Raw genomic sequence first — 26,237 nt, 5'->3', positions numbered from 1 at the left:
GTGCATCAGGCCATGTCGGCGCGTTTGGAGCCGGCCTCCAGGCCGGCCTTCAGGCTGGCCTCGACGAACTCGTCCAGGTCGCCGTCCAGCACCTTCTGCGTGTCGCTGCGTTCCACGCCCGTACGCAGGTCCTTGATGCGGCTCTGGTCCAGCACGTAGTTGCGGATCTGGCTGCCCCAGCCGATGTCGGACTTGGTGGCTTCCAGCGCATCGCGCTCGGCGTTGCGCTTCTGCATCTCCAGCTCATACAGCTTGGCGGCCAGCATCTTCATCGCGTTGTCACGGTTCTGGTGCTGGCTGCGACCGGTCTGGCAGGCCACGACAATCCCGGTCGGCACGTGCGTGATGCGCACCGCGGACTCGGTCTTGTTCACGTGCTGGCCACCGGCACCAGACGAGCGGTACACGTCCGTCTTCAGGTCGGCCGGATTGATGTCGATCTCGAAGCTGTCATCCACTTCCGGCGACACGAACACCGAGGTGAACGAGGTATGCCGGCGGTTGTCCGAGTCGAACGGCGACTTGCGCACCAGGCGGTGCACGCCGGTTTCGGTCTTCAGCCAGCCATAGGCAAAATCGCCTTCCACGCGCAGGGTCGCCGACTTGATGCCGGCCACGTCGCCGCCGCTGACTTCCATCAGCTCGGTCTTCCAGCCGCGCGCTTCGCACCAGCGCAGGTACATGCGCAGCAGGATCTCGGCCCAGTCCTGGGCCTCGGTGCCGCCGGCACCGGCCTGGATGTCGACGAAGGCATTGGCCGAATCCATCTTGCCCGAGAACATGCGCTGGAATTCCAGCTTTTCCACGTCCTTGGCGAAGCGTTCGACGTCGTCCACCACGGCCAGCGCGGTGCCCTCGTCGTTCTCCATCTCGGCCAGTTCCAGCAGCTCGTCGGCGCCGACCAGGCCCTCGGTCAGGTTGCGGATGCCGCTGACCACCTTGTCCAGCGAGGCGCGCTCGCGCCCCAGCGCCTGGGCCCGCTCGGCATCGTTCCAGATGTCGGGGCTTTCCAGTTCGCGGTTTACTTCTTCGAGGCGCTCAACCTTGCCATCGAAGTCAAAGATACCCCCTCAGCGAATCCAGCCGTTCCCGAAGGTCGGCGATTCGCTGGCGGACGGGATTCAGCTCGATCATGCTGGGTGTCCGTTTGGCTGTTTGCAGTAATGAACCAGTAATTCTAGCAAGCCCGGAGGCGCTTCAGGCACAGAACGACCAGAAGTTCAGGCAGCCACGGCAGGTCCGCTCAGGCCATCGCAGTACAAGTGGCTACCCGGAAGCGCGTTGCCATTGGCTGTGCCCGTTGTCCGGGCTTGAGTGACCGATCGAGGATCAGGCCGGCTCGCGGTACGTGACCACCAGTTGCACCGCGTCACCGCCCCGGTAGTCGTCCGGCTCCAACCGGTAGGCGATGCGGACGCGCGGTCCCGGGGCGACCCCTGTCCAGCCGCCGAATTCGATCGCGTTGAGGCGGCGGCCCGCGTGACCCAGCTCCAGCTTGAGGTGGCGCTCGGCGATCACCCGCCACTGCAGCACCTCGAACTCACCATCGAAACATGGCTCCGGAAACCCCTGCCCCCAAGGACCGGCATCGCGCAGGGCCTCGGCGTTGGCCCGGCTGAACTCGCCTTCGGCCAAGGGGCCGTCGGAGAGTACGTCCACCTCCAGCAACTCCGGGGTCAGCAGTGCCGTGGCACGGTCACGGAAGGCCTGCTCGAACGCCGGCAGCGCGTCGGCATGCAAGGACAATCCGGCGGCCATCGCGTGGCCACCAAAGCGCTCGATCAGGCCCGGGTGGCGACTGTCCACGTCGGCGATGGCGTCGCGGACGTGATAACCGGGGATCGAACGTGCGGAACCGCGCAGCATCGCACTGCCCGGTTCGGCAGGCGCGAAGGCGACGACCGGCCGGTGCACGCGCTCCTTGATCTTCGACGCGACCAGCCCGACCACGCCGGGGTGCCATTGGGCATCGAACAGGCACAGCGACACCGGCACGGCGCCATCGGCCAGCGCCACGCGCGCCACGGCCGCAGCGGCTTCGTCGGTCATCTGCTGTTGCTTGCTGCGGCGCTCGCCGTTGATCGCGTCGAGCGTGGCGGCAATGCCGCGGGCTTGCTCCAGGCTGTCGGTGAGCAGGCATTCGATGCCCACCGCCATGTCTTCCAGTCGCCCGGCCGCGTTGATGCGCGGACCGATGGCATAGCCGATATCGGCGGCCGTCAGCCGCGCAGGGTCGCGCTGCGCTACTTCGGCCAGTGCCCTCAGGCCGGCGCAACCCTGCCCCGCCCGCAGCCGCCGCAGGCCCGCCGCCACCAGGGCGCGGTTGTTGGTATCCAGCGGGACCAGATCGGCAACCGTGCCCACGGCCACCAGGTCCAGCAGCACGGAAAGGTCAGGGCCGGTTCCGTCGATCACGCCACTTTCGCGAAGGTGCCGACGCAGCGCCAGCAGCACGTAGAACATGACTCCCACGCCCGCCATTACCTTGCTGGGGAAGCGGTCGCCAGGCAGGTTGGGGTTGACGATGGCATCGGCGGGTGGAAGGGTCTCGCCCGGCAGGTGATGGTCGGTCACCAGCACCTGCCAGCCCCGCGCCTTGGCCGCTGCAATGCCAGGATGGCATGCAATGCCATGATCGACGGTGACCACCAGGTCCGGTTGCAGCGCTGCCAGTTCCTCGACGAGCGCGGGCGACAGGCCGTAGCCGTGCACGATCCGGTTGGGGACGGCATGCGACACACGCCGTGCGCCAAGCATGCGCAGGCCGCGCACGCCCACGGCGCAGGCAGTAGCCCCGTCGCAGTCGAAGTCACCGACCACGACGATGTGGCGGTCGCGTGCAATCGCGTCTGCAAGCAGCGCGGTGGCGGCCTCCAGCCCACCCAGCAGGTCGGGCGGCAACAACTGCGCCAGGCGCGGCTGGGCCTGCTCGATGCCGATGGCGCCGCGGGCCGCGTACACGCGGCGCAGGAGCGGCGGGATGCGTTCGGGCCACTCGCCGGTCGCTACTTCAGCACGGCGGCGGAGCTTGGTCGCGGGGGTCATGCGTCCAACGACTCCAGGGCCCGCCGCCAGAACCGCCAACGTTGCCCGGGAGCCAGCACGAACGCCTGCCCGTCATTGAAATCGAGCGTGGCGCGATGCAGGCGCCTGGCCTGCACGTCGGCGTGAAGCGGAGCCAGCCAGTCCCGTTCGAGCGCGGCAAGGTCACGCACGTGGCGCAGATCGAACAGTGCAGCCGCTCCTGCCGTCCTTGAAGTCGCGTCCGACGACGACACGGTCGGCCACACCGGCGGCAGCGGCGATACCTCGACACCCGCCAGCATTGCCATGGCCGCCAGCGCCTCGTCGTCGGTCGCGATGCGCTGGTACTGGCTGCTGACGGCGCCCGGCAGGATACCAGCGCCCCAGAACCACAGCGAATTCACCGGCGGTAGCCCGGCTGCCACCCGCTCGGCATTGCGGGGATGGTTGTGCAGGACCACCTGGGCTTCGCTCAGCAGCGCGCGCCAGCGCCGCCCTTCCCCGCCTGTGGCCGCATCGGCGCCAGGCAGGTGGTCGAACACGTCGTCGCCCAGTGCCACGTCCGGTGACACGAACGTTGGCAGCTTCGCGCCGGTCGGCAACCGCACGTACCAGCGCGATGGCTCGGGAGCATCGAGCGCGAAGCCTGTGTCGCCAAACAACGGCCGCAATGCCGGCAGGAACGCATTCACATCGTCCGCGGTGAGCGATAGCGCGGGACCGTGGGCCAGCAACCGGGCACCGTTGATGTCCGGGCGCACATACGCCGGATCGGCGCGCAGCCAGGCCGCGCCCAGTGCATCCCCCACGTCGCGCTGGCGGGTGGCAGCGGCGACGGGCCACATGCGGGGCAACACATCCAGCACGCGCCCGCACTGGCCCAGGCCATTGCCATTGGTCGCATCACTGCGGCGGTCGGCGCGGGCCAGCCGCACCGCCAGCGCGTCCGGCATGGGCTGTCGTGCGAGTCGCGCACGTGCCGGCAGCAGCAGCGTGGCGGTCCTCATCGGTCAGGCCAGGTACCGCACCGCCACGACTTCGTACTCGCGCGTACCGCCCGGCGCTTCGATCGTGACGCTGTCGCCTTCGTGCTTGCCGATCAGCGCCCGCGCCACCGGCGAGGAAATGGCGATCCAGCCCTGTTTGATGTCGGCCTCCAGGTCGCCCACGATCTGGTAGGTCCTGGCCTCGTCGGTGTCCACGTCGGCCAGCTCGACCGTTGCGCCGAACACCACGCGCGAACCCGCGTTGAGCGACGCCACGTCGATCACCTGGGCATGCGACAGCTCGGCTTCAAGCTGCTTGATACGCCCTTCGATGAAGCCCTGCTGCTCGCGCGCGGCATGGTACTCGGCGTTCTCCTTGAGGTCGCCGTGGGCGCGCGCTTCGGCGATGGCGTTGATGACGGCCGGGCGCTTGACCGACTTCAGCTCTTCAAGTTCGGCGCGCAGTCGCTGTGCGCCTTTCATGGTAATGGGTGCTCGCATTGCAAAAAGTCCTCGTGCCGGCGCAGGCGCCAGCGCGTTTCATCCAATGGTCCCGCCGGCATGGGCCCGGCGGCACAGGTTTCCGATTGTGCACCGAAGGCGACGGGCCGTCAGCCCACGCCTGCGCGGCTGGCGACCATCCGCCCCAGGCGTGCGGGGACGCCGGTTGCGTCGCGGACTACCAGCCCCCCCGGCGACAAACCGGGGGGAGGCGGTTGAAGCATGCCGCCCCGCATCGGCCATCGGTCTTGACGCCGATGGCCCGCGGCGGGACTCAGGCCGCGCCCTGCACCTCGGCGTGCAGTTCCTGCAGCGACCATACCGGACCGGTGCCACGGTAGTCGAGCGAGTTGACCAGCGCACGCGCGCCCGACACGGTGGTCGAGTACGTCAGGCGTTGCTGCAGCGCCTCGCGGCGGATCGAGAACGAGTCGTTGATGGCCTGGCGGCCTTCGGTCGTGTTGATGATGTACACGATCTCGCCGTTCTTGATCAGGTCGACGATGTGCGGACGACCCTCGGTCACCTTGTTGATGCGCTCGCACGCCAGGCCCTGCTCGGTCAGGAACGCGTGCGTACCGCTGGTGGCCACCAGCGTGTAACCGCGCTTGACCAGGTCCTGCGCCACCGGCAGCACGCGCTGCTTGTCCGGGTCGCGCACCGAGATGAACACCTTGCCCGGCTGCAGCGCCTTGATGCCGCCGGCCTCCTGCGCGCGCGCCATCGCGGCGCCGAAGTTGCGGCCCACGCCCATCACCTCGCCGGTGGAACGCATCTCCGGCCCGAGGATCGGATCGACCCCCTGGAACTTGGCGAATGGGAAGATCGCTTCCTTGACCGAGTAGTAGTCAGGGATGATTTCCTTCGTCGCACCCTGCTCCGCCAGCGTCTGGCCGACCATGCAGCGCGCCGCGATCTTGGCCAGCGGCAGGCCGGTGGCCTTGGACACGAATGGCACGGTGCGCGAGGCACGCGGGTTCACTTCGATCAGGTAGACGGTGTCGTTGCCCTGCTCGTCGAAGGTGATCGCGAACTGGGTGTTCATCAGGCCGACCACGTTCAGCGCCTTGGCCAGCGCCACCACCTGTTCGCGCAGCTTGTCCTGCACCGCCGGGGTCAGCGAGTACGGCGGCAGCGAGCACGAGGAGTCGCCGGAGTGCACGCCGGCCTCCTCGATGTGTTCCATCACGCCACCGATGACCACGTTGCCGTCCTTGTCGGCGATGACGTCGACGTCGACTTCCACCGCGTTGTCGAGAAAGCGATCCAGCAGCACCGGCGAGTCGTTGGACACCTTCACCGCGTCACGGATGTAGCGGGTCAGGTCGGCGTCGCCGTAGACGATCTCCATCGCACGGCCGCCGAGCACGTAGCTCGGGCGCACGACCAGCGGGTAGCCGATCTGCGAGGCCAGCAGCAACGCCTCTTCCGGGTTGCGCGCGGTGCGGTTCAGCGGCTGCGCCAGGCCCAGGTCCTGCACCAGCTTCTGGAAGCGCTCGCGGTCCTCGGCCAGGTCGATGCTGTCCGGCGTGGTGCCGATCACCGGCACGCCGTTGGCTTCCAGCGCGCGTGCCAGTTTCAGCGGGGTCTGGCCGCCGTACTGCACGATCACGCCCTTGGGCTTCTCGAGGTCGGCGATCTCCAGCACGTCCTCCAGCGTCAGCGGCTCGAAGTACAGGCGGTCGGAGGTGTCGTAGTCGGTCGACACGGTCTCCGGGTTGCAGTTGACCATGATGGTTTCATAGCCGTCCTCGCGCAGGGCGAGCGCGGCATGCACGCAGCAGTAGTCGAACTCGATACCCTGGCCGATGCGGTTGGGACCGCCACCGAGCACGATGATCTTCTTGCGGTCGGTCGGCTGCGCCTCGCACTCGTCCTCGTAGGTCGAGTACATGTAGGCCGTGGTCGTGGCGAACTCCGCCGCGCACGAGTCCACGCGCTTGTACACCGGGCGCACGCCGAAGGCACGACGCAGGGTGCGCACCGCGGTTTCGTCGGTACCGGTCAGCTGCGCGAGGCGCGCGTCGGAGAAGCCCATGCGCTTGAGTTCGCGCATGCGCCTGGCGTCGATCCCACCCAGACCGGCGATGGACACGTCCTTCTCGGTCGCGATGATCTCCTCGATCTGGTCGAGGAACCAAGGATCAACGAACGACAGCGCGTGGATGTCCTCCACGCTCATGCCCGCGCGGAAGGCATCGCCGATGTGGAACATGCGTTCCGGGCCCGGCTCCTTCAGCTCGCGCTTGAGGACGGTCACGTCGTCTTCGCTGGACAGGTCCAGCCCGGTCGGGTCGAGGCCCACCTTGCCGGTCTCCAGGCCACGCAACGCCTTCTGCAGCGACTCCTGGAAGGTGCGGCCCATGGCCATCACCTCGCCCACCGACTTCATCTGGGTGGTCAGGCGCGCGTCGGCCTGCGGGAACTTCTCGAAAGCAAAGCGCGGAATCTTGGTGACCACGTAGTCGATCGACGGCTCGAACGAGGCAGGGGTCTTGCCGCCGGTGATCTCGTTGCGCAGTTCGTCCAGCGTGTAGCCCACCGCCAGCTTGGCCGCGATCTTGGCGATCGGGAAGCCGGTGGCCTTGGATGCCAGCGCCGAGGAACGCGACACGCGCGGATTCATTTCGATCACCACCACGCGGCCGTTCTGCGCGTTGATGCCGAACTGCACGTTGGAGCCGCCGGTGTCGACACCAATCTTGCGCAGCACCGCGATCGAGGCGTCGCGCAGGCGCTGGTATTCCTTGTCGGTCAGGGTCTGCGCCGGGGCCACGGTGATCGAGTCACCGGTGTGCACGCCCATCGCATCGAAGTTCTCGATGGAGCAGACGATGATGCAGTTGTCCGCCTTGTCGCGGACCACTTCCATCTCGAATTCCTTCCAGCCCAGCACCGACTCCTCGACGAGGATCTCGCTGACCGGGGACAGCTCGAGGCCGCGCTTGGCGATCTCCTCGAATTCTTCCTTGTTGTACGCGATGCCGCCGCCCGTGCCACCCAGGGTGAACGATGGGCGGATGATGGTCGGGTAGCCGACCTTGGTCTGGATCTCCACCGCCTGTTCGAAGGTCCTGGCGACCTCCGCCTTCGGGCACTCCAGACCGATTTCCTGCATGGCCACGCGGAACAGCTCGCGGTCCTCGGCCATGCGGATCGCATCGCGCGAGGCGCCGATCAGCTCGACGTTGTACTTCTCCAGCACGCCGTGGTCAGCCAGGTCCAGCGCGCAGTTCAGCGCGGTCTGGCCGCCCATGGTCGGCAGCAGCGCATCGGGCTTTTCCTTGGCGATGATCTTCTCGACCGTCTGCCAGTTGATCGGCTCGATGTACACGGCATCGGCCATGTTCGGGTCGGTCATGATCGTGGCCGGGTTGCTGTTGACCAGCACCACGCGGTAGCCCTCGTCCCTGAGCGCCTTGCACGCTTGCGCGCCCGAATAGTCGAATTCGCAGGCCTGGCCGATCACGATCGGGCCGGCGCCGATGATCAGGACGGTCTTGATGTCAGTGCGCTTTGGCATGTCAGTGGTTCTCCGCGCGCTGGCTTTGCATCTGCGCAATGAATCGATCGAAGAGCGGGGCTACGTCCTGCGGACCCGGGCTTGCCTCAGGGTGGCCCTGGAAGCTGAAGGCCGGCGCGTCGGTCAGCGCGATGCCCTGGTTGGTGCCATCGAACAGCGAGCGATGGGTCACGCGCACGTTGGCCGGCAGCGTCGGTTCATCCACCGCGAAACCGTGGTTCTGCGAGGTGATCATCACGCGACCGGTGTCGAGGTCCTGCACTGGATGGTTTGCGCCGTGGTGGCCGTGCGGCATCTTCATGGTCTGCGCGCCGCAGGCCAGCGCCAGCAGCTGGTGGCCCAGGCAGATGCCGAACGTCGGCACCTTGGCGGCAACGAATTCCTTGATCGCGGCAATCGCGTAGTCACACGGCGCCGGGTCACCCGGACCGTTGGACAGGAACACGCCATCGGGCTTCAACGCCAGCACCTCGGCGGCGGGCGTCTGCGCCGGCACCACCGTCAACCGGCAGCCGCGCTCGGCGATCATGCGCAGGATGTTGCGCTTGACCCCGAAGTCGTAGGCGACGACATGGAAGTCGCGCCTGGCCTGGGCGAACGCGCCGCTGTCCAGATCCAGTTGGCCATCGGTCCACTCGTAGCGCTCGGCGGTGGTCACCACCTTCGCCAGGTCCATGCCCGTCAGGCCCGGGAACTTGCGGGCGGCCTCGATGGCCTTTTCGGGATCGATGTCGCCGGCCATGACCGCGCCGTTCTGGGCGCCCTTGTCGCGCAGGATGCGGGTCAGCTTGCGGGTATCGATATCGGCGATGGCCACGATGCCACGCGCCTTCAGCCACTCCGGCAGGGAAACCTGGCTGCGCCAGTTGCTGGGGCGGCGCGGCACGTTGCGCACGATCAGGCCGGAGGCCCACACCCGGCCCGCCTCGTCGTCGATGTCGGTGCAGCCGGTATTGCCGATGTGGGGGTAGGTCAGCGTCACGAGCTGACGGGCATAGGACGGGTCGGTCAGGATTTCCTGATAACCGGTGAGCGCGGTGTTGAACACCACTTCGCCAACGGAAAGTCCGGGCGCGCCTACGGAAACGCCCTCGAAGATGGTGCCGTCTTCGAGTGCGAGGATTGCGGGTTGGGTCACGGGGGTCGCCTTGGGTGCCGAGGGGTGCTGATCCTTCCGCCCTGCGCATGACCGCCAAAAGCGGCTTGCAGCAAAGCACGGACGCGGGTTCTAACCGGTCCGGCGAAAGGAGTTCAGGCGAGCGGGAATTCTATCCGCAACGCCCCTCGGGCGCCAGCGTTCATTTTCCGCCAACGGGCTTCCAGTCAGCTTCGGCTTCACCCTGCCGCGCCCGTCAGGACACGCTCGCGCACCCTGTTCAGCAACGAAGTTCGGTGCCCGGCGGTCAATCCAGCAGGTCGCGAACCCGGTAACTGCCGGCAGGCCGGCCCACCAGGCGCACCGCGCAATGCAGCGCGCCACGGGCAAAGATGTCGCGGTTGGTGGCCCGGTGCACCAGTTCAATCCGCTCACCCAGGGTGGTGAACTGCACCAGATGCTCGCCGACGATATCGCCTGCCCGCAACGATGCGTACCGTGGCTCGGTCCCGCCCTGCCGCGCATGCTCGCCCAAGGTCAGCGCCGTCCCGGAAGGGGCATCCAGCTTGTGCACATGGTGCGACTCGACGATGTCGCAATCCCAGCCCTTCAAGGCATGCGCCGCACGCTCGACGAGGTCGTTCAACACCGCGACGCCGAGGCTGAAATTGGAAGCCCACAACACGGGAACCCCGCCGGACGCCCGCGCCAGTGCCTCGCGTTGCCCCGGCTCCAGGCCGGTGGTGCCGGAGACCAGCGCCGCGCCGCGTTCCACGCACAAGGCCAGGATCCGATCAAAGCCGTCGGGCAGGCTGAAATCCACGGCGACGTCGAAGTCGGGCGCCTGCACCAGTTCCGAGGCTGCCAACCTGTGCACGCCGGGTACCGTCGACAGCCGCTCCGGATCGCGCGACACCACTGCAACCACGCGCACGGCGGCCTGCTCCGGAGCCAGCCGCAGCAGCGCCTGCCCCATGCGCCCCGAGGCACCGTGGATCAGAACTCGAATGGGAGTATTCATGCCGTCATCTTGACGCCATCGGACCGTGGCGTCACCCGCTCCGTCGGCTCAGACCGGAGCGCCCACCTCGGCCTGCAGGCGGCCCATCACCTGCCGCATCGAATCCTCGAACGCGTTGTCGACGCCTCGCAGCGCCATGCGCCCCGCCTTGACCATGGCCGCCAGTTCCTCGGCCGAGGCCACCAGTACGCGAATGCCGCGTCGATTCACGAACAACAGGCGCGCGGAGATCGGACTGACCCAGGAGACCTTGGCGGGTTCGCTGCGGCCGCTTTCCGATGTCAGTTGCACCCAGCTGCCGATTTCCAGCGCGCGGATCTGCTCGGCCATGTCGGCGTCGAAATCGAGCTCAGGTCCCTGGTTGACGACTGCCAACAGGGGCTCGACCACGGCAGGTGCCGCAGCGGGCATGGGCGGCGGCGGCGGCAGCACCTGCTGCCCGGCACCAGCATCGCCTTCCGCGATCCGGGCCAACGTGTGGTGCAGCGCGGACAGCGTTTCCTCCGCCGCATGGCCCACACAACCGGAACTCTCCAGGATGGCCGACAGTGGCGATCGTTCCAGTGCTGGCAAACGTTCGGGGGGTGCACCCAGCTCCGCATGGTCGAAGCTGACCAGCAGACCCATGACCGCATGGACGGCCTCTGCATACCGAGGCGATCCCTGACCTTCCCGCAGGACCACCTGGGACAGGTGATGGGTCACATAGTGGGACAGGAACTCGCCCAGGGCGGGTGGCAGTTCGCGGCCAGCACGCAGCGCCGATACCTCGGCCGCGGCGGATTCGCGCGCCTGCTCCAGCCGCTCGCGGCCGCGTTGCGCCTCTGCCGCGCGCTTCTCCGCCAACTCCATCCGCTTGCGATGCTGGTCCAGGTATCCGCGAAGTTCCTGTTCCAACGTTTCGAAGATCGCCACGTCTTCGTTGTACTCGGCCACCACCCGCTCGATCACGCCATCGACCTGCTCCAGCAACTGGCGCTCCTGCGGCCCTTCGCCGTGGTTGCCTTCGCAGGCTTCGGCGACGACATTGAGCAGGCGCCGGGCCGGGTGCCCTTTGTACAGGAACATGCGACGGTCCTTCACAGCCACGCGCACGTACGGGACCAGCAGGCGGCCGATCTTCTGCCGCGCCCCCGGCTCGAAATCCCGCTCGCCCATCAGCACGTCGAACAGCATGCCGACCAGGTCCACGGCATCTTCGTCGGCCGATCCCAGGCTGGTGTCTTCGCGGGCCATGCCCAGTCGCTGCGCGGTGGCAAGCAGTTCGCGCCGCAACTGGTCGGCCAGGGAGACACCCGAGTCCCCCACCGCCTGTGACAGCCCGGCGGGCGGGTGCTGCTGCATGCGATGCAGCACGCTCATGACGTCGCTGCTGGGCATGGGCATGCCGAGGCCGCCCGCCATCGCCCGGCCGTGCTCCGGGCCCGACAGACGTTGTCGCCACCCCTGCAGCAGTCCCACCAGGCTGTTGAAGAATGCGGTGTCCCCCCCTCCGGGGGCGGCCGGATCATCGACGGCCGCCGGCTGGGGCGCCGTGACGGGCGCGGCCTTTGGCCTGGGTGCTGGAGCCTCGAGGCTTGGCAGGATGCCAGCGGCGGCCAGGCGCTCATTCATCCGGCCGTACAGGTCGTGCAACGCCTCTCCCAGTTCGCGCTCCAGGAACTTGACCAGCGCAATGCCGACGTTCGGGCTCAGTTCGCTGCCCCGCATGCCATCGCGCATCGCGTTCGCGAGCGCCTTGGGGCCGGCGGGATTGTCCCCGCCGGGAAGCGAGGCACGTGCTGCCAGGGCTACCATCCGGGCGTCCAGCGCAGCCAGCGCCTGTGCATGCAATCGGGCGAGGTTGTCGACAAGCTGTTCGTCGGCCAGTTGCTGCTGGAGATCCTCCTCGCCGACCAGGCTCAGCACGACCGGCTTCTTGCCCACTTCAGCGGACAGGCCAAGGAAGGTACGAAAACCGGCGACGGCCGACTGGCCAAAACGCTGGGCGATCTCCCCGCGAACCCGCCGCAGGTCACGCAGCGCGGTCAGCTCGACCCCGTCGGCCCCCACCTGGGCACGATCGAACAGGTAATCGTCCGTGCGCCGAAGCGCCGATTCGATCACTTCATCAAGTGACTCGCTACACAGGTGCTGGAGTCCGAACACCAACTCATGAGGATCCATCCCCGCTCCCCGTGTCATTCGTTCGAACGTGGCAGTCGACATCACGCAGCTCGCAGTTCCGTCCGCCCTTTATATCCCGCTCATGACAAATCCGAGGTATCGGTGGAGACGCCTCATGCCGATTCCTTGACGCAGGCCACACTCCGGGCGTCAGGAGGTCATGCGCTCCCAGAATCCCTTGACCCCGTCGATGAAGGTCGACGACCGTGGCGAGTGGCGTCGCGCATGTTCACCGGAAAAGGTGGCCTCGAACTGCTCCAGCAATTCCCGCTGTTCGGCGGTGAGGTTGACCGGGGTTTCCACTACCACGCGGCAGTACAGGTCGCCCGGCTTGCGGCTGCGGACGGATTTCACGCCCTTGTCGCGCAGGCGGAACAGCTTTCCGGTCTGGGTCTCGGCCGGGATACGCAGTTCCACTTCCCCGCCCAGGGTTGGCACGCGGATCGCGTCGCCCAGGGCGGCCTGCGAGATGCGGATCGGCACCTCGCAATGCAGGTCGTCGCCATCACGCTGGAAGATGTCGTGTTCGCGCACGCGCACCTCCACGTAAAGATCGCCGGGCGGGGCGCCCGCCGGACCCGCCTCGCCCTCACCCGCCAGGCGGATTCGGTCGCCGTTGTCCACGCCAGCGGGAATCTTGACCTGCAACGTCTTGGTGCGCTCCACGCGTCCCTGGCCGTGGCAATCGCCGCAGGGGTTGGCGATGGTCTGGCCGCGCCCGTCGCAATGCGGGCAGGCCTGCTGCATCGAGAAGATGCCGCGCTGGAACCGCACCTGGCCGCGCCCCTGGCAGGTGGAGCAGGTCTCCACCTTGCCATCGGCCGAACCACTGCCATGGCAGGTGTCGCACTCGTCCAGCGTCGGCACTTCGATCTGCTTCTCGATGCCGCCAACCGCCTCCTCCAGCGACAGCTCCATCACGTAGCCGACATCCGCGCCACGACGCGGGCCGCGCGGGCCACCGCCACCACCGCCGAAGATGTTGCCGAAGATGTCGCCGAAGATATCGCCCATGTCGGCGTAGCCCGGGCCACCCGCGCCACCGCCCATGCCGTGCTCGAAGGCAGCGTGGCCATGCTGGTCGTACATGCGGCGCTTGGAGCCGTCGGAGAGGACTTCATAGGCCTCCTTGCACTCCTTGAACGACTCCTCGGCGGCCTTGTCGCCCGGGTTGCGGTCCGGGTGGTACTTCATCGCGCAACGGCGATAGGCCTTCTTCAGCTCATCTTCGCTGGCGGTACGGGCCACGCCCAGGACTTCGTAGTAATCGCGCTTGCTCATGTGCGGCTTGGATCCCCTGCCCGCCACGGCCGGCAGGACTTACATCGGTGGTGTACTTCTGGCTCAAACAGCGAGGGCCCGGGACCGCGTCGCGAACCCGGACCCTCGTCCGATCCCCGCCCCGCACCGGCCACCAGGCACGATGCGGGCACGGGATGACCGGTTACTTCTTGTCGTCTTCCTTGACCTCGGTGAACTCGGCGTCGACCACGTCGTCGCCGGCCTTGGCACCGCCCTCGGCAGCACCGGCCTCACCCGGCTGGGCGGCCTGCGCCGCGGCGAACAGACCCTGGGCCGCCTCTTCCAGCGCCTTCGACTTGGCCTCGATCTGGGCCTTGTCGTCGCTCTTCATCGCGGTTTCCAGCTCGGCGATGGCGCCCTCGGCGCGGCCGATCACGTCGCCCGGCACCTTCTCGCCATTTTCCTTGATGGTGTTGCGGGTCATGTGGATCAGGCCGTCGGCGTGGTTGCGGGCCTGCACCAGCTCATGGAACTTCTGGTCCTCCTCGCGGTGGGCCTCGGCGTCCTGCACCATCTTGTTGATCTCGTCCTCGGACAGGCCCGAACCGGCCTTGATCTCGACCTTCTGCTCCTTGCCGGTCTTCTTGTCCTTGGCGGTCACGTGCACGATGCCGTTGGCGTCGATGTCGAACGACACCTCCACCTGCGGCATGCCGCGCGGCGCCGGCTCGATGCCCGACAGGTCGAAGCGTGCCAGCGACTTGTTGTAGCGGGCCTGCTCGCGCTCACCCTGCAGCACGTGCACGGTCACCGCGGACTGGTTGTCCTCGGCGGTGGAGAAGGTCTGCGACGCCTTGGTCGGCACCGTGGTGTTCTTCTCGATGATCTTGGTGAATACGCCGCCCAGGGTCTCGATGCCCAGGCTCAGCGGGGTCACGTCCAGCAGCAGCACGTCCTTGACGTCGCCGGCCAGCACGCCACCCTGGATCGCGGCGCCCACGGCCACGGCTTCGTCCGGGTTGACGTCCTTGCGCGGCTCCTTGCCGAAGAACTCGGCCACCGCCGCCTGCACCTTCGGCATGCGGGTCTGGCCACCGACCAGGATCACCTCGGTCACGTCGCTGGCGCGCAGGCCGGCGTCGTTGAGCGCGGTGCGGCACGGCTCGATCGACTTCCTGATCAGGTCATCGACCAGCGACTCCAGCTTGGCGCGGGTCAGCTTGATGTTCAGGTGCTTCGGGCCGCTGGCGTCAGCGGTCACGTACGGCAGGTTGACCTCGGTCTGCTGCGCGCTGGACAGCTCGATCTTGGCGCGCTCGGCCGCGTCCTTCAGGCGCTGCAGGGCCAGAGGGTCCTTGCGCAGGTCGATGCCCTGGTCCTTGAGGAACTCCTCGACCAGGTAATCGATGACGCGTGCGTCGAAGTCCTCGCCGCCCAGGAAGGTGTCGCCGTTGGTGGCCAGCACCTCGACCTGCATCTCGCCGTCGACCGAAGCGATCTCGATGATCGACACGTCGAAGGTGCCGCCGCCGAGGTCGTACACGGCCACCTTGCGGTCACCGCCCTTCTTGTCCATGCCATAGGCCAGCGCGGCCGCGGTCGGCTCGTTGATGATGCGCTTCACGTCCAGGCCCGCGATCTTGCCCGCGTCCTTGGTCGCCTGGCGCTGGCTGTCGTTGAAGTACGCCGGCACGGTGATGACCGCCTCGGTGACCGTCTCGCCCAGATAGGCCTCGGCGGTCTTCTTCATCTTGGCCAGCACCTCGGCCGAGACCTGCTGCGGGGCCATCTTCTTGCCCTCGGAGGTCTGCACCCACGCATCACCATTGTCGTGCTGCAGGATGCCGTACGGGACGAGGTTGATGTCCTTCTGCACTTCGGCGTCGGTGAACTTGCGACCGATCAGGCGCTTCACCGCGAAGAAGGTGTTCTTGGGGTTGGTGACGGCCTGGCGCTTGGCCGAGGCGCCGACCAGCACTTCGCCGTCCTTGGTGAACGCAACGATGGACGGCGTGGTGCGGTCGCCCTCGGCGTTCTCGATGACCTTGGCCTTGCCGCCCTCCATGATCGCCACGCACGAGTTGGTCGTGCCGAGGTCGATGCCGATGATCTTGCCCATGGTGTTTCCCTCTCGAAATCTTTGACTTGGGGGCGGCCGGGCCGCCGATGGTCGTTATCTGGGGTCGCCGGAAAGCACTTCAAGCACCCGGCTGTGCAATGATTCAGGCGTCCCTGGCCACCACGACCAGCGCGGGGCGCAGCAGGCGCTCGTTGAGCAGCCAACCCTTCTGGTAGACCTGGACCACATGGCCGGGCGCGTGATCGCCGCTGTCGACCACGCTCATCGCCTGGTGGTGTTCGGGATTGAACGGCTGGCCGACGGGGTCGACCATCACCAGCCCGTTGTCGGAGGTGACCTTGAGCAACTGCTTCAGCGTCAGCTCCATGCCATCGCGCAATGCGCCTGTATCGGCCACGGCCGCGGCCAGTCCCGCTTGCAGGCTGTCGATGACCGGCAGCAGTTCGGACAGCAGCCGCTCGTTGGCGAACTTGCGCGCCATCTCGAGGTCGCGGGCAAGCCGCTTGCGCTGGTTGTCCAGCTCGGCGCGCTCGCGCAGCGCATCCTCGGACAGCTTGGCCAGTTCGGCCTTCAACTCGTCGATCTGCGATTCGAACGCATCGAGGGGCCCGGCGTCGGCCCCGCCTTCGACGGATTCACCCTGGTGGGGGTCGGTCTGGTGTTCGGTGGTCATCATGTCTGGTTCTCTGCCTGAAACGGACGCACCTACCCTGCGCGGGGGTGCACGACAGCCCTGCTATGGGGCTCCCACGAAGGGGTTTCAAGCGGACCGGCCCAGATCCGGCTGGATGGCGTCGCCCAGTGCGTCGGCGGCCGCCTGGACGACCGGGATCACCCGCTCATAGGCCATGCGCGTCGGGCCGATGACCCCGAGCACCCCCAGCACGCGCCCGCCGGATGTATACGGCGCGGTCACCAGCGACACGCCCTCCAGCGGCGCCAACCCGGTTTCCTCGCCGATGAAGATGCGCACGCCCGGCGCCTGCACGGTGCGCTCCAGCAACTGCAGTATCTCGCGCTTGCGTGCGAAGGCCTCGAACAGCTCGCGCAGGCGATCCACGTCCGACAACTCCTGGACTCCCATCAGGCGCGTCTGTCCCGCCACCACCATGTCCTCGCCGCCCGGTACCAGCACCTGCTCGGCCAGTTCAACCGACTGCGCCAGCAGGGACTCCATCTCCGCCCGGGCGCTGCGCAGTTCGAGCAACAGCGTGGCACGGATGTCCGCGACCGCGCGGCCGGCGAAGTGGCTATTGAGGTAATTGGCCACCCGCTCCAGCTCACCGGCGTCATACGGGCGGCGCGTCTGGATGATCCGGTTCTGCACGTCGTTGTCGGCCAGCACCACGATGGCCAGCACTCGCTGGGCATCGATCGGCACGAAGCCGACCCGGCGGAACGCGAACTGCGCGCGGTTGGGCACGCTGACCACCCCCACGAAATGGGTCATCGCCGATAGCAGTTCCGACGCGCTGCCCAGCAAAGCCTGGGTTCCGGAGCCGGCCGGCAACTCGCTGCGAAGGCGCGACACATCGCCCTCGGGCAAGGGCGAGACCTGCAGCAGCGAATCCACGAACAGCCGGTAGCCCTGCGCGGTGGGAATGCGCCCGGCCGAGGCATGCGGGGCGCTCAGCAGGCCCACGTCCTCCAGGTCGGCCAGGATGTTGCGGATGGTGGCGGGGCTGACGTCGAGCCCCGAATGCCGCGCCAGCGTCTGCGACCCCACCGGCTCGCCGCTCTGGATGTAGCGGCCGATCAGCGTACGCAGCAACTGCCGGGCGCGCGGATCGAAGACGGGGTCGGAGGGACGGCGGTTCATCCTGTTGATATATGCGCGCGGCCGCCGGGGCGCAAGCGAACACCCGCCGTATGGCGCCGGGGATTGGGGCCCGTTGCCCCGCTGGACCTTCCCGACTGCCCCGCTCCTGCCAGTCTCGTCGCGTGCGATGCGGCCATGCCAGGGTCTACCCACACCCGCTTGGCCCACAGCCCCGCACCCGGCACAATCGCTCCGCATGCTGACCCACCTCTCCATCAAGCAATTCGCCGTCGTCACCGAAGCCGAGCTGGCGTTCGGTCCCGGCCTGACCGTCATTTCCGGCGAAACCGGCGCCGGCAAGTCCCTGCTGGTGGATGCGCTGGGGCTGGTCTCGGGCCTGCGCGCCGACAGCGGCGTCGTCCGCCATGGCGCGGCACGTGCCGAACTGGTGGCCGATTTCGCCCTTGCGGACACTCCCACCGCAACGGCATGGCTGCGCGAGAACGAACTGGACGAAGAGGATGGGTGCCAGGTCCGCCGCGTCATCCGTGCCGATGGCGGCTCCAAGGCCTGGATCAACGGCCGACCGGTGACGTTGTCGCAACTGTCCGATCTGGCCACGCGCCTGGTGGAAATCCATGGCCAGCACGAACACCAGGCCCTGATGTCCAAGCCCAGCCAGCTTGCGCTGCTGGACGCCTACGGCCGCACCGAAGGCCCTCGCGCCGCCGTCGCCGGGGCCGCCCGCCAATGGAGCGCACTGCTGCAGGAGCGCGATGCCCTGTCCGCCCGTGGCGATGTATCGGAACGCACGGCCTGGCTTGAACACCAGTTCGCCGAGCTGGACCGGGAGGCACTCGATGCGGACACCATCGCCAGGCTGCAGGCGGACCACCGCCGCCTGGCCCATGCGACCGACCTGATCACCGCGTGCGAGGGCACCTTTGCGCGCCTGGGAGGCGACGACGGACCATCGCTGGCCCGACAGCTCCAGCAGGCCAGGCACGATCTCCAGCGCGTCGCCGAGCATGAGCCGCGTCTGTTGGACGTGGATGCCATGCTGGACAACGCCGCGATCCAGATCGACGAGGCACTGGTGGTGCTGGACCGCGTGCGCAGCGACCTGGACCTCGACCCGGGCGCCTTTGAAGGGCTGGAACGCCGACTCGGACGCCTGCACGAACTGGCACGCAAGCACCGGGTCAACCCCGATCAGTTGGCGGCTCATCGCGAGAGTCTGGCGGAAGAACTGGAGGTCCTGCGTACCGCAGGTGTCCGCGTCCAACAGCTGGAAGGCGAGATCGAGGCGGCAAAGGCCGCGTGGCAAGCTGCCGCCGCCGTCCTGACCGAAGCGCGCCAGACAGCCGCCCGATCCCTGTCCGAGGCCACCACCGCCCTGATCGGGGAGCTCGGGATGGGCGGCGGCAGCTTCACCGTCGCGCTGGAGCCCCTAGAGGCAGAGCGGCCCGATGCCAACGGCGCCGAGCGCGTGGAATTCCTCGTGGCCGCCAATCCCGGCCAGCCCGCCCGTGCCCTGCGGAAAGTGGCGTCGGGCGGCGAACTGTCCCGTATCTCGCTGGCCATCGAAGTGGCGGCGCTCGGCCTGGATGCCGTGCAGACCATGGTGTTCGACGAGGTGGACTCGGGCATCGGCGGTGCGGTGGCCGACATCGTGGGCCAGAAGCTGCGGGCGCTCGGTGCCAGTCGGCAGGTGCTGTGCGTGACCCACCTGCCCCAGGTGGCCGCCAAGGGACATGCCCACTACCGGGTCAGCAAGGCGGCCAGCGAAGGCATTACCCGCAGCGCGGTGCAGAAGCTCGACCCCAAGGCCCGCGAGGAAGAACTCGCCCGCATGCTGGGTGGCGTGGAGTTGACCAGGGAAGCACGCGCGGCGGCCAAACGCCTGCTCGCGGACGTGGACTAAGCTATCGGCGCTGTTCCGCTCAAGCCTGGCGCCATGCGCGCCCGGCAGTTGCGCAAAACCGCCCCTCCTGCGGGCGTGTCGCCTGTATAACCGTGGTATCAGCCACGCTTCTTGCGCACGTACAGCACCAGCGAATGCGCCTCGATCTCGTAGCCGTACTTGGCCGCGATCGTATGTTGCAGCGCCTCGATTTCCTCGCTCTCGAACTCGATGATCTTGCCCGTGTCCACGTCCACCATGTGGTCGTGGTGGTCGCCACGGTCCAACTCGTACACCGACTGGCCAGCCTCGAAGTTGTGCTTCAACACGAGTCCCGCCGCCTCGAACTGGGTCAGCACGCGGTACACCGTGGCCAGGCCAATGTCCTCGCCCTGCTCCAGCAGGTGGCGGTAGATGTCTTCGGCGGTCATGTGCCGTGGCTTGGCCTGCTCCAGCAGTTGCAGGATGCGCAGGCGCGGGTGGGTGACCTTCAAACCGGCATTGCGCAGGTCTTGCGATTCCATGTCGTCTCCATGAACGGACGGCACGCGGCGGGCGCGCAAACGGACCTTCAGTGTATCATCGGGCCGATATCCGCCTGCCGCGAAACCCAATGCGAAAGCTCGTCCTGGTCCTCACCCTTGCCCTTGCCACCTCCGGTTGCGGGATCGTCTACCGCCAGCCCATCTACCAGGGCAACCTGCTGGAAAAGAGCGCGGTCGACCAGCTCCAGGTGGGCATGAGCAAGCAGCAGGTGCAGTTGCTGCTGGGCACGCCGTCCATCGCCGACCCCTTCAGCCAGTCCCGCTGGGATTACACCGCCACCCAGCGCGTGGGCCGATTGGCCCGCATCGAGAAAAAGAACCTCACCATCCACTTCGAGGGTGATGCGGTCACCCGCTGGGAAGGCGACTACTTCCCGGAGCAGGACGAAGCCCTGGCCAAGTCCGCGCGCAAGCAGTTCGGTCCGAACCTCGCGAAGGACAAGAAGAAGGGGCGCTGAGCCCGTCCCACGCGACCGGGCATCGGAAAGGGCCGCTATTCGCGGCCCTTTCTCGTTCAACGCTTCCCGGCCGGTCGAGCTTCGGCACGCTTGCGGCGGGCCACCTTGGGATCCACGGTGAGCGCGCGCAGCACTTCCACCCGGTCGCCTTCCGCCAGGACCGCGGCCGGGTCTGCCTTGGCACCGAACACCGCAAAACCGGCGACATCCGCCTCCCCGGCCCAGCCAGCCGCGGCGACGGCGTCACGCACGCAGGCGCCTGGCGCCAGCACCAGTTCGACCACCTCATGGCGGTGGGGCCACGCCCGGATCACCTGCACCTTCACGCAGCGCTGCCCCGGTCGGCGACGCGCACGAAATCATCCACCATCCGATCAGCCAGGCCCTGGAACCCCATCGCCATCGCCGCACCCAACAGCTTCACCGAGGGCTCGAAGTCCAACGTGAGGGTCACCTTGCACGCGGACTCATCGAGGGAATGGAACTCCCAGCGCCCGCCCAGCTTGCGGAACGGGCCATCAAGCAGGCGCATGTCGATATGGTGCGGCGGCGCCAGCGTGTTCTCGGTCTTGAACCAGGTGCGCAGCCCGCCCATGCGCAGGTCCAACCGGGCCACCTTGCGCCCCTCGCCCTCCTCCAGCACCTGGGCGGCTTCGCACCATTCAAACCGCCGCGGGTAGGCCTCGACGTCGTTGACGAGCGCGTACATGCGCGCGGCGGAGTGTTCGACAAGGGCGGAACGGCGGATGCTTGGCATGGGTGGTCGCCTGTGGCCCCCACTTTCGGGGACAATAGGCCTGATGGCAAAGAACAATGGCAAGACCGGCAAGGATAAGGCAAAGGGCGCGGGTGGCGGCACCATCGCGTCCAACAGGCGTGCGCGGCACGACTACCACCTGGAACAGAAATACGAAGCGGGGCTGGCTCTGCAGGGCTGGGAACTGAAGGCGATCCGTGCCGGCCGCGCCAACATCGGCGAGAGCTACGCCCACATCCGCGATGGCGAGATGTACCTGCACAACGCGCAGATCACGCCGCTCATCTCCGCCTCCACCCACGTGGTGGCCGATGAGCGACGTACGCGAAAACTGCTGCTGCACCGGCACGAGATCGACAATCTCATCGGCCGCGTCCAGCGCGAGGGTTACACCGTGGTGCCTACCTCGCTGTACTGGAAGGGCAACAAGGTCAAGATCGAGGTCTGCCTGGCCAAGGGCAAGCAGTCGCATGACAAGCGCGATGCCAGCAAGGAGCGCGATTGGCAACGCGAGAAGCAGCGCGTGATGCGCCGGCACAACAAGGACGCCTGAGCGGCGCGAACCTGATCGCTCCGGGACGCAGCGTCAAAACTTCTCCATGATCGCCGGCAGCGAGAAGTGGAGCGCGGCGCCCTCGCCCTCGCGGCCTTCCGCACGAACCTCGCCGCCGTGCCGTTCCACGATGCGCTTCACCGACGCCAGTCCAATGCCGTGGCCTGCAAACTCCTCCTGGCGGTGCAGGCGCTGGAACGGACGGAACAACTTGTCCGCGTACTCCTGGGTGAAGCCGGCGCCGTTGTCGCGCACGAAGAACTCGACCATGCCGTCGCGTTCACCGGTGACGCCAATCTCGATGCGCGCATCGGGCCGGTTGCGGGTGAACTTCCATGCATTGCCCAGCAGGTTGCCGAGCAGGTTGCGCACCAGCGCCGCATCTCCCTCCGCGGCCATGCCCGGGGCGATCACCACGTCGACGTGGCGTTCGGGCGCGGACAGCCGCAGTTCCTCGACCACTTCGCCGGCAAGGCGGCTCAGGTCCAGCCGCGCCAGCCGCATCTCGCCACGCCCCACGCGCGACATCTTGAGCAGCGCGTCGATCAACTCGCCCATGCGCGAGGCCGCCTTTCGCACCCGGCCAAGGTAATCCACCCCCTCCTCGTCCATCACGCGCGCGTAGCGTTCGATCAGGACGCGACTGAAGCCGTCGATGGCGCGCAACGGCGCCCGCAGGTCGTGCGACACGCTATAGGCGAACGCCTCCAGTTCCTGGTTGGCCTGGCTCAACTCACGGGTGCGCAGCGCGACCCGCGCCTCCAACGTGCGGTTGAGTGCGTGCACGCGGGCCTCGGCGCGCACGCGCTCGGTAATGTCCTCCACCTGCACCAGGCTGGCGACATCCTGGCCAACGTTTCCCGGGATGGGCGAGAAGGTCAGTTGCACCTCGCGCACGTCGCCGTCCTGCCGCACGATCTGCCGGTTGCTGCGGCGGATCCCCTGCTCGTCGATGCTCTCCCTGGATTCGCCCACCGCAAACAGCGAGGACAGGGCCGTCCCGGCCAACGAGCCACGGTCACGTCCTACGATCTTGGCCAACGCGGCGTTCACGCCCACGACGCGCTCGTCCCTGTCGAGCAGCGCCTTGCCGATGGCCGAATGCTCAACCGCGATGCGGAAGCGCTCCTCGCTGCGACGGAGGTCCTCGGTCATGCGTTCCGCCAACGCGCGGGCGCGTGCCTGGGTCCTGACCAGTGTCCACGCCACCGCATACATCAGCAGCGACACCAGCACGCCCAGGGCCCCGGTCCAGTACAGGCCGCGCAGTTGGGGCGCCGCGACGGCGATGGGCCCGGAGTGGAAGGTGAACCGCCACCGTCGGCCGTAGTGGTCCAGTTCGAATACATGCACGAAAGCCGGGGGCTGCTTGCGCGGGGAAGGCAGCGAGGAGAACAGCGGTCGCGCCCCTTCATCCGTGACATCCGCAATGCTGAAGCGCAGATCGGAGCCTGCCCCCGCTTCGCCCAGAGCAGCCCGCACGAAGGGCTCCAGCCGCATGGGCGCATACACCCAGCCCAACAGCCCCTGCCTGCGCCCCGACAGCGTCCTGGGTTCCAGTCCTCCGAGATAGACCGGGACATACAGCAGGACGCTCTCACGCTGCTGGTCCCCGTCCTGTACCAGTTGGACGAGGCCTGTCAGGCGCGGCATCGCCATATCCCCGGCATCCGCCATGGCCCGGTGCCGTACTGGTTCGGAAAACATGTCGAAGCCAACGGCGCGGGAATTGACGGCGGTCCGTGGCTCCAGGTACAGGATCGGCCCGTAATAAGGCCGGATGCCCCTGGGCGAGACCTCCAGGCGCCCGTAGCCCGATTCCATCCATTCCCGTTGCAGGGCGATCATCTGCGCCTGGCTGACATAGCCGGCAAAACCAAGCCCGACCATGCCCGGGAAACGATTCGTGATCTCCAACTGGTCCACGTAGGCCCGCCATTGCCCGGGCGTCGGGCGGGCGATGGACGCGAACAGTGAGGCTCCCCCCATCAGCACCAGCTCATGCTTCACCATTCGTTGGCGCACGCGCTCGACGACGGTTTCGGCATCCTGGACGAACCCCTGGCGCGACGCTTCCAGCTCCCGCTGGTAGGCCACGCGCCACAGCGCCACGACAATGCCCAGAGAGCCCAGCAGTACCGCCAGTGCCAACAGGTGTTTACGCGGCCCGGCTCGCCCGCGGAGTCCATGGTCGTTCCTGGACACAGGATCGAGTGAAATCATGCGCGCGAGCATAGCGCGTGGCCGTGGAGAGCATGTCACTGAACGGTTGCAACATCCCGCGGCGTGCCCCCTTGAGTACCGCCCGCGCGGCCCTATACTGGGGTTGTCAGCGATGTTGGCTGTCCCCGGGGGTGCACTGGCTTCGACGGGGGTTGCAAAGTCGCCTGGCGCATGCCGAGGGGGTAGCTTTCCTCGTAAATCCAGCTGCAAAACTCTAGTTGCCAACGACGACAACTACGCTCTCGCCGCTTAAGGCGTAAGCCCCGAAACTGCTTGTGTCCGTGCTCGCAGCGTAGGGTCATCATCACGGAATCGCCGGGGGTGGCCGCCTGTCAGCCCTTGGTTAACCCAAAGCAGGCTGGTCCTTGGGCGCGCTTTGCGCACCGTGCTGTCCCGGGACGAGATCTAACGGTGAGCTAAGCATGTAGTGCCGGGGATGGAGTGCCTTCGGACGGCGGTTCGATTCCGCCCACCTCCACCATTTGAACGTTCGCAGGTGACCGCAGACGTACGCTAAGGGTCTGATTTCAAGGGAATTTCCCAAGAGATCAGGCCCTTTTTGTTTGCCAGCGTCCACAAGCGGCTGTTGCAATCCGGGGGCATGTGGGGGCAGATTTGGGGGCACGCGGCCTACCCCGCCGCTTGGATGCCCCCAGATGCCTCTCTCCGATGTCGCCGTCCGCAAGGCCAAGCCCACCGGCAAAGTGCAGCGACTCTTCGACGGCTTCGGCCTGTACCTGGAGATCTCGCCGACTGGCGCCAAGCTGTGGCGGCAGAAGTACCGCTTCGGTGGAAAGGAGAAGCGGCTCGCCCATGGCACTTACCCCGAGGTCACGCTCGCTCAGGCTCGAGAACGCCTCGCTGCTGCGCGCAAGCTGCTGGCGGCCGGCGTGGATCCCGCGGACCACAAGCGAGCCGAGAAGGCGGCCGGAGATGACCGCGCAGCCAACAGCTTCGAAGTCATCGCCCGCGAGTGGCTGAGCAAACGCGACTGGGTGCCGGCCTACACGTCCAAGGTGACCGCATGGCTGGAGAACGATGTCTTCCCGTGGATCGGCAAGCGCCCCGTCACCGACCTCGCCGCCCCTGAGTTCCTGTCCGTCGCGCGGCGCATCGAGTCCCGCGGCGCCATCGAGTCCGCGCATCGGGTCATGCAGAACTGCGGCCAGGTCATGCGCTATGCGATCGCCACCGGCCGCGCGAGATACAACCCCGTGGTCGACCTCAAGGGTGCGCTTGCGCCGGCGCCGGAGAAGCACCACGCCGCCATTACCGACGCGACCGATATCGGGCCCCTACTCCGGGCCATCGATGCCTACAAAGGCAACCTGGTGACCAGGATCGCGCTCCAGCTGGCGCCGCTGGTCTTCGTCCGCCCGGGCGAACTGCGGAACGCTGAGTGGGCGGAAATCGACCTGGAGGCTGCGGAGTGGAACATCCCGGCCGCCAAGATGAAGATGCGCCAGCCGCACTTGGTCCCGCTGTCCCGGCAAGCGGTCGCCCTGCTGGAAGAGCTGCAGCCGCTCACCAGCCGCAGCCAGTATGTGTTCCCGGGCGGCCGCAGCATCAAGCGCCCGATGAGCGACAACGCGCTCAACGCCGCACTGCGCCGCATGGGCTTCGACAAAGACACGATGACGGCCCACGGCTTCCGTGCGATGGCCCGGACGGTGCTGGACGAGGTGCTGCACTTCCGGCCCGACTACATCGAACACCAGCTGGCGCATGCCGTTCGCGATCCCAACGGCCGCGCCTACAACCGCACTGCCCACCTGCCCGAGCGCCGCAAGATGATGCAGGCCTGGGCCGATTACCTTGACCTCCAGAAGGCCGACACCGGCACGGTGCTGCCCTTCCGCAAGAAATCCGGCACCAGCCGGTAACGCGCCGGCCGGCGTGGTGACACACGACCGGCCGACGACTTCCACAACCGTTCACTGGAGAACGATCATGGCGAAGCAGAGTGTAACGACCCCCACGGTAGAAGTTCCGGCGGCCCACGTGTTGGCCAACGCCGAGACGGCCAACGAAGTCAGCTGCATCATCGAAAGCGTTATCGGCATCCTCGAGGTAGCGGCCGAACGATTCGCCGATGACCGCTTTGGTAGCACTGCCATTTATGGGGCGATCCGCCTAGCGCAGGACGGATTCAATAAGGCGAACAGTCTGCAGGTGGACATGGACATGCAGGCGCGCGCACGTGAGGCGGTTGGGGCTGCGCAATGAGCGCGCAAGTCATCCCCTTCCCGCGCGCCATGACTGCAGTGGCGAACGATGGCGAGGCGACTCCCGAGCTGCTGCGGCTCGCCGACCTTATAGCCGAGCGCGTGCGGCGGGAACGCCAGTGCACGCCTGCAGAGGCGGTCGCCGCGGCACGCGCTGCAATGAGGGCCGGCTGAC

At 67.3% G+C, this 26,237-nt stretch carries 22 protein-coding genes and 1 other RNA gene; 7 read left to right on the top strand and 16 right to left on the bottom strand.

Annotated features, from left to right (window positions below):
- Positions 1-5: 5 nt before the first annotated feature.
- From prfB to hrcA, 12 genes are all read right to left on the bottom strand, one after another.
- Positions 6-1,134 (bottom strand): peptide chain release factor 2 gene (prfB, locus tag IP93_RS05390; protein WP_144812993.1). Its coding sequence is split into 2 segments (ribosomal slippage): positions 6-1,058 and positions 1,060-1,134, totalling 1,128 coding nucleotides; the frame shifts between segments, so codons are not numbered across the junction.
- 195 nt (positions 1,135-1,329) lie between these two features.
- Positions 1,330-3,045, bottom strand: a complete 1,716-nt coding sequence (gene recJ, locus IP93_RS05385; RefSeq protein WP_144812990.1) for a single-stranded-DNA-specific exonuclease RecJ — start codon at positions 3,043-3,045, stop codon at positions 1,330-1,332.
- Positions 3,042-4,031, bottom strand: a complete 990-nt coding sequence (locus IP93_RS05380) for a phosphoglycerate mutase (RefSeq protein WP_144812987.1) — start codon at positions 4,029-4,031, stop codon at positions 3,042-3,044. Before IP93_RS05380 ends, recJ begins: the two co-directional genes overlap by 4 nt.
- 3 nt (positions 4,032-4,034) lie before the next feature.
- Positions 4,035-4,511 (bottom strand): transcription elongation factor GreA, encoded by a 477-nt coding sequence (gene greA, locus IP93_RS05375; RefSeq protein ID WP_144812985.1) that lies wholly within the window; start codon positions 4,509-4,511, stop codon positions 4,035-4,037.
- Positions 4,512-4,785: 274 nt separating this feature from the next.
- Positions 4,786-8,034, bottom strand: a complete 3,249-nt coding sequence (gene carB / locus IP93_RS05370) for a carbamoyl-phosphate synthase large subunit (RefSeq protein WP_144812982.1) — start codon at positions 8,032-8,034, stop codon at positions 4,786-4,788.
- 1 nt (position 8,035) lies between these two features.
- Complete coding sequence (gene carA, locus IP93_RS05365) at positions 8,036-9,172, bottom strand: glutamine-hydrolyzing carbamoyl-phosphate synthase small subunit (RefSeq protein ID WP_144812980.1); 1,137 nt, start codon at positions 9,170-9,172, stop codon at positions 8,036-8,038.
- A gap of 265 nt (positions 9,173-9,437) precedes the next feature.
- The gene (gene dapB / locus IP93_RS05360) at positions 9,438-10,151 is read right to left on the bottom strand and encodes a 4-hydroxy-tetrahydrodipicolinate reductase (protein ID WP_144812978.1); all 714 of its coding nucleotides are present in this window, start codon (positions 10,149-10,151) and stop codon (positions 9,438-9,440) included.
- 48 nt (positions 10,152-10,199) lie between these two features.
- Complete coding sequence (locus IP93_RS05355; protein ID WP_158636277.1) at positions 10,200-12,317, bottom strand: DUF1631 family protein; 2,118 nt, start codon at positions 12,315-12,317, stop codon at positions 10,200-10,202.
- Positions 12,318-12,467: 150 nt separating this feature from the next.
- Entirely contained in the window at positions 12,468-13,598 is a 1,131-nt protein-coding gene (dnaJ, locus tag IP93_RS05350; protein WP_144812972.1) for a molecular chaperone DnaJ, read from the bottom strand.
- A gap of 163 nt (positions 13,599-13,761) precedes the next feature.
- A complete protein-coding gene (gene dnaK / locus IP93_RS05345) occupies positions 13,762-15,678 on the bottom strand; it encodes a molecular chaperone DnaK (protein ID WP_144812970.1) in 1,917 nt (638 codons plus the stop codon).
- Between the two features lie 103 nt (positions 15,679-15,781).
- Positions 15,782-16,312, bottom strand: a complete 531-nt coding sequence (gene grpE / locus IP93_RS05340; protein WP_144812968.1) for a nucleotide exchange factor GrpE — start codon at positions 16,310-16,312, stop codon at positions 15,782-15,784.
- An 87-nt stretch (positions 16,313-16,399) separates the two neighbouring features.
- Entirely contained in the window at positions 16,400-17,458 is a 1,059-nt protein-coding gene (hrcA, locus tag IP93_RS05335) for a heat-inducible transcriptional repressor HrcA (RefSeq protein WP_144812964.1), read from the bottom strand.
- Between the two features lie 196 nt (positions 17,459-17,654).
- On the opposite strand from hrcA, the gene recN reads away from it, so the two are divergent.
- Entirely contained in the window at positions 17,655-19,322 is a 1,668-nt protein-coding gene (gene recN, locus IP93_RS05330; RefSeq protein ID WP_144812962.1) for a DNA repair protein RecN, read from the top strand.
- A 98-nt stretch (positions 19,323-19,420) separates the two neighbouring features.
- On the opposite strand, the gene fur is transcribed toward recN, so the two are convergent.
- Entirely contained in the window at positions 19,421-19,825 is a 405-nt protein-coding gene (fur, locus tag IP93_RS05325) for a ferric iron uptake transcriptional regulator (RefSeq protein WP_144812959.1), read from the bottom strand.
- A gap of 89 nt (positions 19,826-19,914) precedes the next feature.
- Here fur and IP93_RS05320 point away from each other — a divergent pair, with 89 nt between their 5' ends.
- Positions 19,915-20,304: an outer membrane protein assembly factor BamE gene (locus tag IP93_RS05320; protein WP_144812957.1), complete on the top strand. Its 390-nt coding sequence runs from the start codon at positions 19,915-19,917 to the stop codon at positions 20,302-20,304.
- Positions 20,305-20,360: 56 nt separating this feature from the next.
- Here the strand turns inward: IP93_RS05320 and IP93_RS05315 are convergent, their stop codons facing one another.
- Both IP93_RS05315 and IP93_RS05310 read right to left on the bottom strand, forming a co-directional pair.
- Positions 20,361-20,630 (bottom strand): RnfH family protein, encoded by a 270-nt coding sequence (locus tag IP93_RS05315; RefSeq protein ID WP_144812954.1) that lies wholly within the window; start codon positions 20,628-20,630, stop codon positions 20,361-20,363.
- Positions 20,627-21,061 carry a type II toxin-antitoxin system RatA family toxin gene (locus IP93_RS05310; protein WP_144812952.1) on the bottom strand — a complete coding sequence of 145 codons (435 nt, stop codon included), beginning with the start codon at positions 21,059-21,061 and terminating at the stop codon, positions 20,627-20,629. The genes IP93_RS05315 and IP93_RS05310 overlap by 4 nt, the downstream gene beginning before the upstream one ends.
- Positions 21,062-21,104: 43 nt before the next feature.
- On the opposite strand from IP93_RS05310, the gene smpB reads away from it, so the two are divergent.
- Positions 21,105-21,614, top strand: a complete 510-nt coding sequence (gene smpB, locus IP93_RS05305; RefSeq protein ID WP_144812949.1) for an SsrA-binding protein SmpB — start codon at positions 21,105-21,107, stop codon at positions 21,612-21,614.
- 33 nt (positions 21,615-21,647) lie between these two features.
- Here smpB and IP93_RS05300 read toward each other — a convergent pair whose 3' ends face one another.
- Positions 21,648-23,837, bottom strand: a complete 2,190-nt coding sequence (locus IP93_RS05300; protein ID WP_158636276.1) for a CHASE domain-containing protein — start codon at positions 23,835-23,837, stop codon at positions 21,648-21,650.
- 127 nt (positions 23,838-23,964) lie between these two features.
- Between IP93_RS05300 and ssrA the strand changes: the two genes are divergently transcribed.
- The 4 genes from ssrA (at position 23,965) to IP93_RS15600 (ending at position 26,236) form a co-directional block, all read left to right on the top strand.
- Positions 23,965-24,318, top strand: a transfer-messenger RNA (tmRNA) gene (gene ssrA, locus IP93_RS05295).
- Between the two features lie 175 nt (positions 24,319-24,493).
- Complete coding sequence (locus tag IP93_RS05290; protein ID WP_144812945.1) at positions 24,494-25,720, top strand: tyrosine-type recombinase/integrase; 1,227 nt, start codon at positions 24,494-24,496, stop codon at positions 25,718-25,720.
- Between the two features lie 67 nt (positions 25,721-25,787).
- Positions 25,788-26,063 carry a hypothetical protein gene (locus IP93_RS05285; protein ID WP_144812942.1) on the top strand — a complete coding sequence of 92 codons (276 nt, stop codon included), beginning with the start codon at positions 25,788-25,790 and terminating at the stop codon, positions 26,061-26,063.
- Positions 26,060-26,236 carry a hypothetical protein gene (locus tag IP93_RS15600; protein WP_158636275.1) on the top strand — a complete coding sequence of 59 codons (177 nt, stop codon included), beginning with the start codon at positions 26,060-26,062 and terminating at the stop codon, positions 26,234-26,236. Before IP93_RS05285 ends, IP93_RS15600 begins: the two co-directional genes overlap by 4 nt.
- The last annotated feature ends 1 nt before the right edge of the window (position 26,237 follow it).

This window comes from Aerolutibacter ruishenii (genome assembly GCF_007830115.1).
GTDB lineage: Bacteria > Pseudomonadota > Gammaproteobacteria > Xanthomonadales > Xanthomonadaceae > Aerolutibacter > Aerolutibacter ruishenii.
The sequence above is the reverse complement of the archived record's forward strand: the minus strand, read 5'-3'. Positions and strand labels throughout refer to the sequence as shown.

What these genes read in the sequence shown, in the direction of transcription:
- recJ (WP_144812990.1), bottom strand. Translation starts at nt 3,045, where the DNA reads ATGACCCCCGCGACCAAGCTCCGCCGCCGTGCTGAAGTAGCGACCGGC.
- IP93_RS05380 (WP_144812987.1), bottom strand. Translation starts at nt 4,031, where the DNA reads ATGAGGACCGCCACGCTGCTGCTGCCGGCACGTGCGCGACTCGCACGA.
- greA (WP_144812985.1), bottom strand. Translation starts at nt 4,511, where the DNA reads ATGCGAGCACCCATTACCATGAAAGGCGCACAGCGACTGCGCGCCGAA.
- carB (WP_144812982.1), bottom strand. Translation starts at nt 8,034, where the DNA reads ATGCCAAAGCGCACTGACATCAAGACCGTCCTGATCATCGGCGCCGGC.
- dapB (WP_144812978.1), bottom strand. Translation starts at nt 10,151, where the DNA reads ATGAATACTCCCATTCGAGTTCTGATCCACGGTGCCTCGGGGCGCATG.
- IP93_RS05355 (WP_158636277.1), bottom strand. Translation starts at nt 12,317, where the DNA reads ATGGATCCTCATGAGTTGGTGTTCGGACTCCAGCACCTGTGTAGCGAG.
- dnaJ (WP_144812972.1), bottom strand. Translation starts at nt 13,598, where the DNA reads ATGAGCAAGCGCGATTACTACGAAGTCCTGGGCGTGGCCCGTACCGCC.
- dnaK (WP_144812970.1), bottom strand. Translation starts at nt 15,678, where the DNA reads ATGGGCAAGATCATCGGCATCGACCTCGGCACGACCAACTCGTGCGTG.
- grpE (WP_144812968.1), bottom strand. Translation starts at nt 16,312, where the DNA reads ATGACCACCGAACACCAGACCGACCCCCACCAGGGTGAATCCGTCGAA.
- hrcA (WP_144812964.1), bottom strand. Translation starts at nt 17,458, where the DNA reads ATGAACCGCCGTCCCTCCGACCCCGTCTTCGATCCGCGCGCCCGGCAG.
- recN (WP_144812962.1), top strand. Translation starts at nt 17,655, where the DNA reads ATGCTGACCCACCTCTCCATCAAGCAATTCGCCGTCGTCACCGAAGCC.
- fur (WP_144812959.1), bottom strand. Translation starts at nt 19,825, where the DNA reads ATGGAATCGCAAGACCTGCGCAATGCCGGTTTGAAGGTCACCCACCCG.
- IP93_RS05320 (WP_144812957.1), top strand. Translation starts at nt 19,915, where the DNA reads ATGCGAAAGCTCGTCCTGGTCCTCACCCTTGCCCTTGCCACCTCCGGT.
- IP93_RS05310 (WP_144812952.1), bottom strand. Translation starts at nt 21,061, where the DNA reads ATGCCAAGCATCCGCCGTTCCGCCCTTGTCGAACACTCCGCCGCGCGC.
- smpB (WP_144812949.1), top strand. Translation starts at nt 21,105, where the DNA reads ATGGCAAAGAACAATGGCAAGACCGGCAAGGATAAGGCAAAGGGCGCG.
- IP93_RS05300 (WP_158636276.1), bottom strand. Translation starts at nt 23,837, where the DNA reads ATGATTTCACTCGATCCTGTGTCCAGGAACGACCATGGACTCCGCGGG.
- IP93_RS05290 (WP_144812945.1), top strand. Translation starts at nt 24,494, where the DNA reads ATGCCTCTCTCCGATGTCGCCGTCCGCAAGGCCAAGCCCACCGGCAAA.
- IP93_RS05285 (WP_144812942.1), top strand. Translation starts at nt 25,788, where the DNA reads ATGGCGAAGCAGAGTGTAACGACCCCCACGGTAGAAGTTCCGGCGGCC.
- IP93_RS15600 (WP_158636275.1), top strand. Translation starts at nt 26,060, where the DNA reads ATGAGCGCGCAAGTCATCCCCTTCCCGCGCGCCATGACTGCAGTGGCG.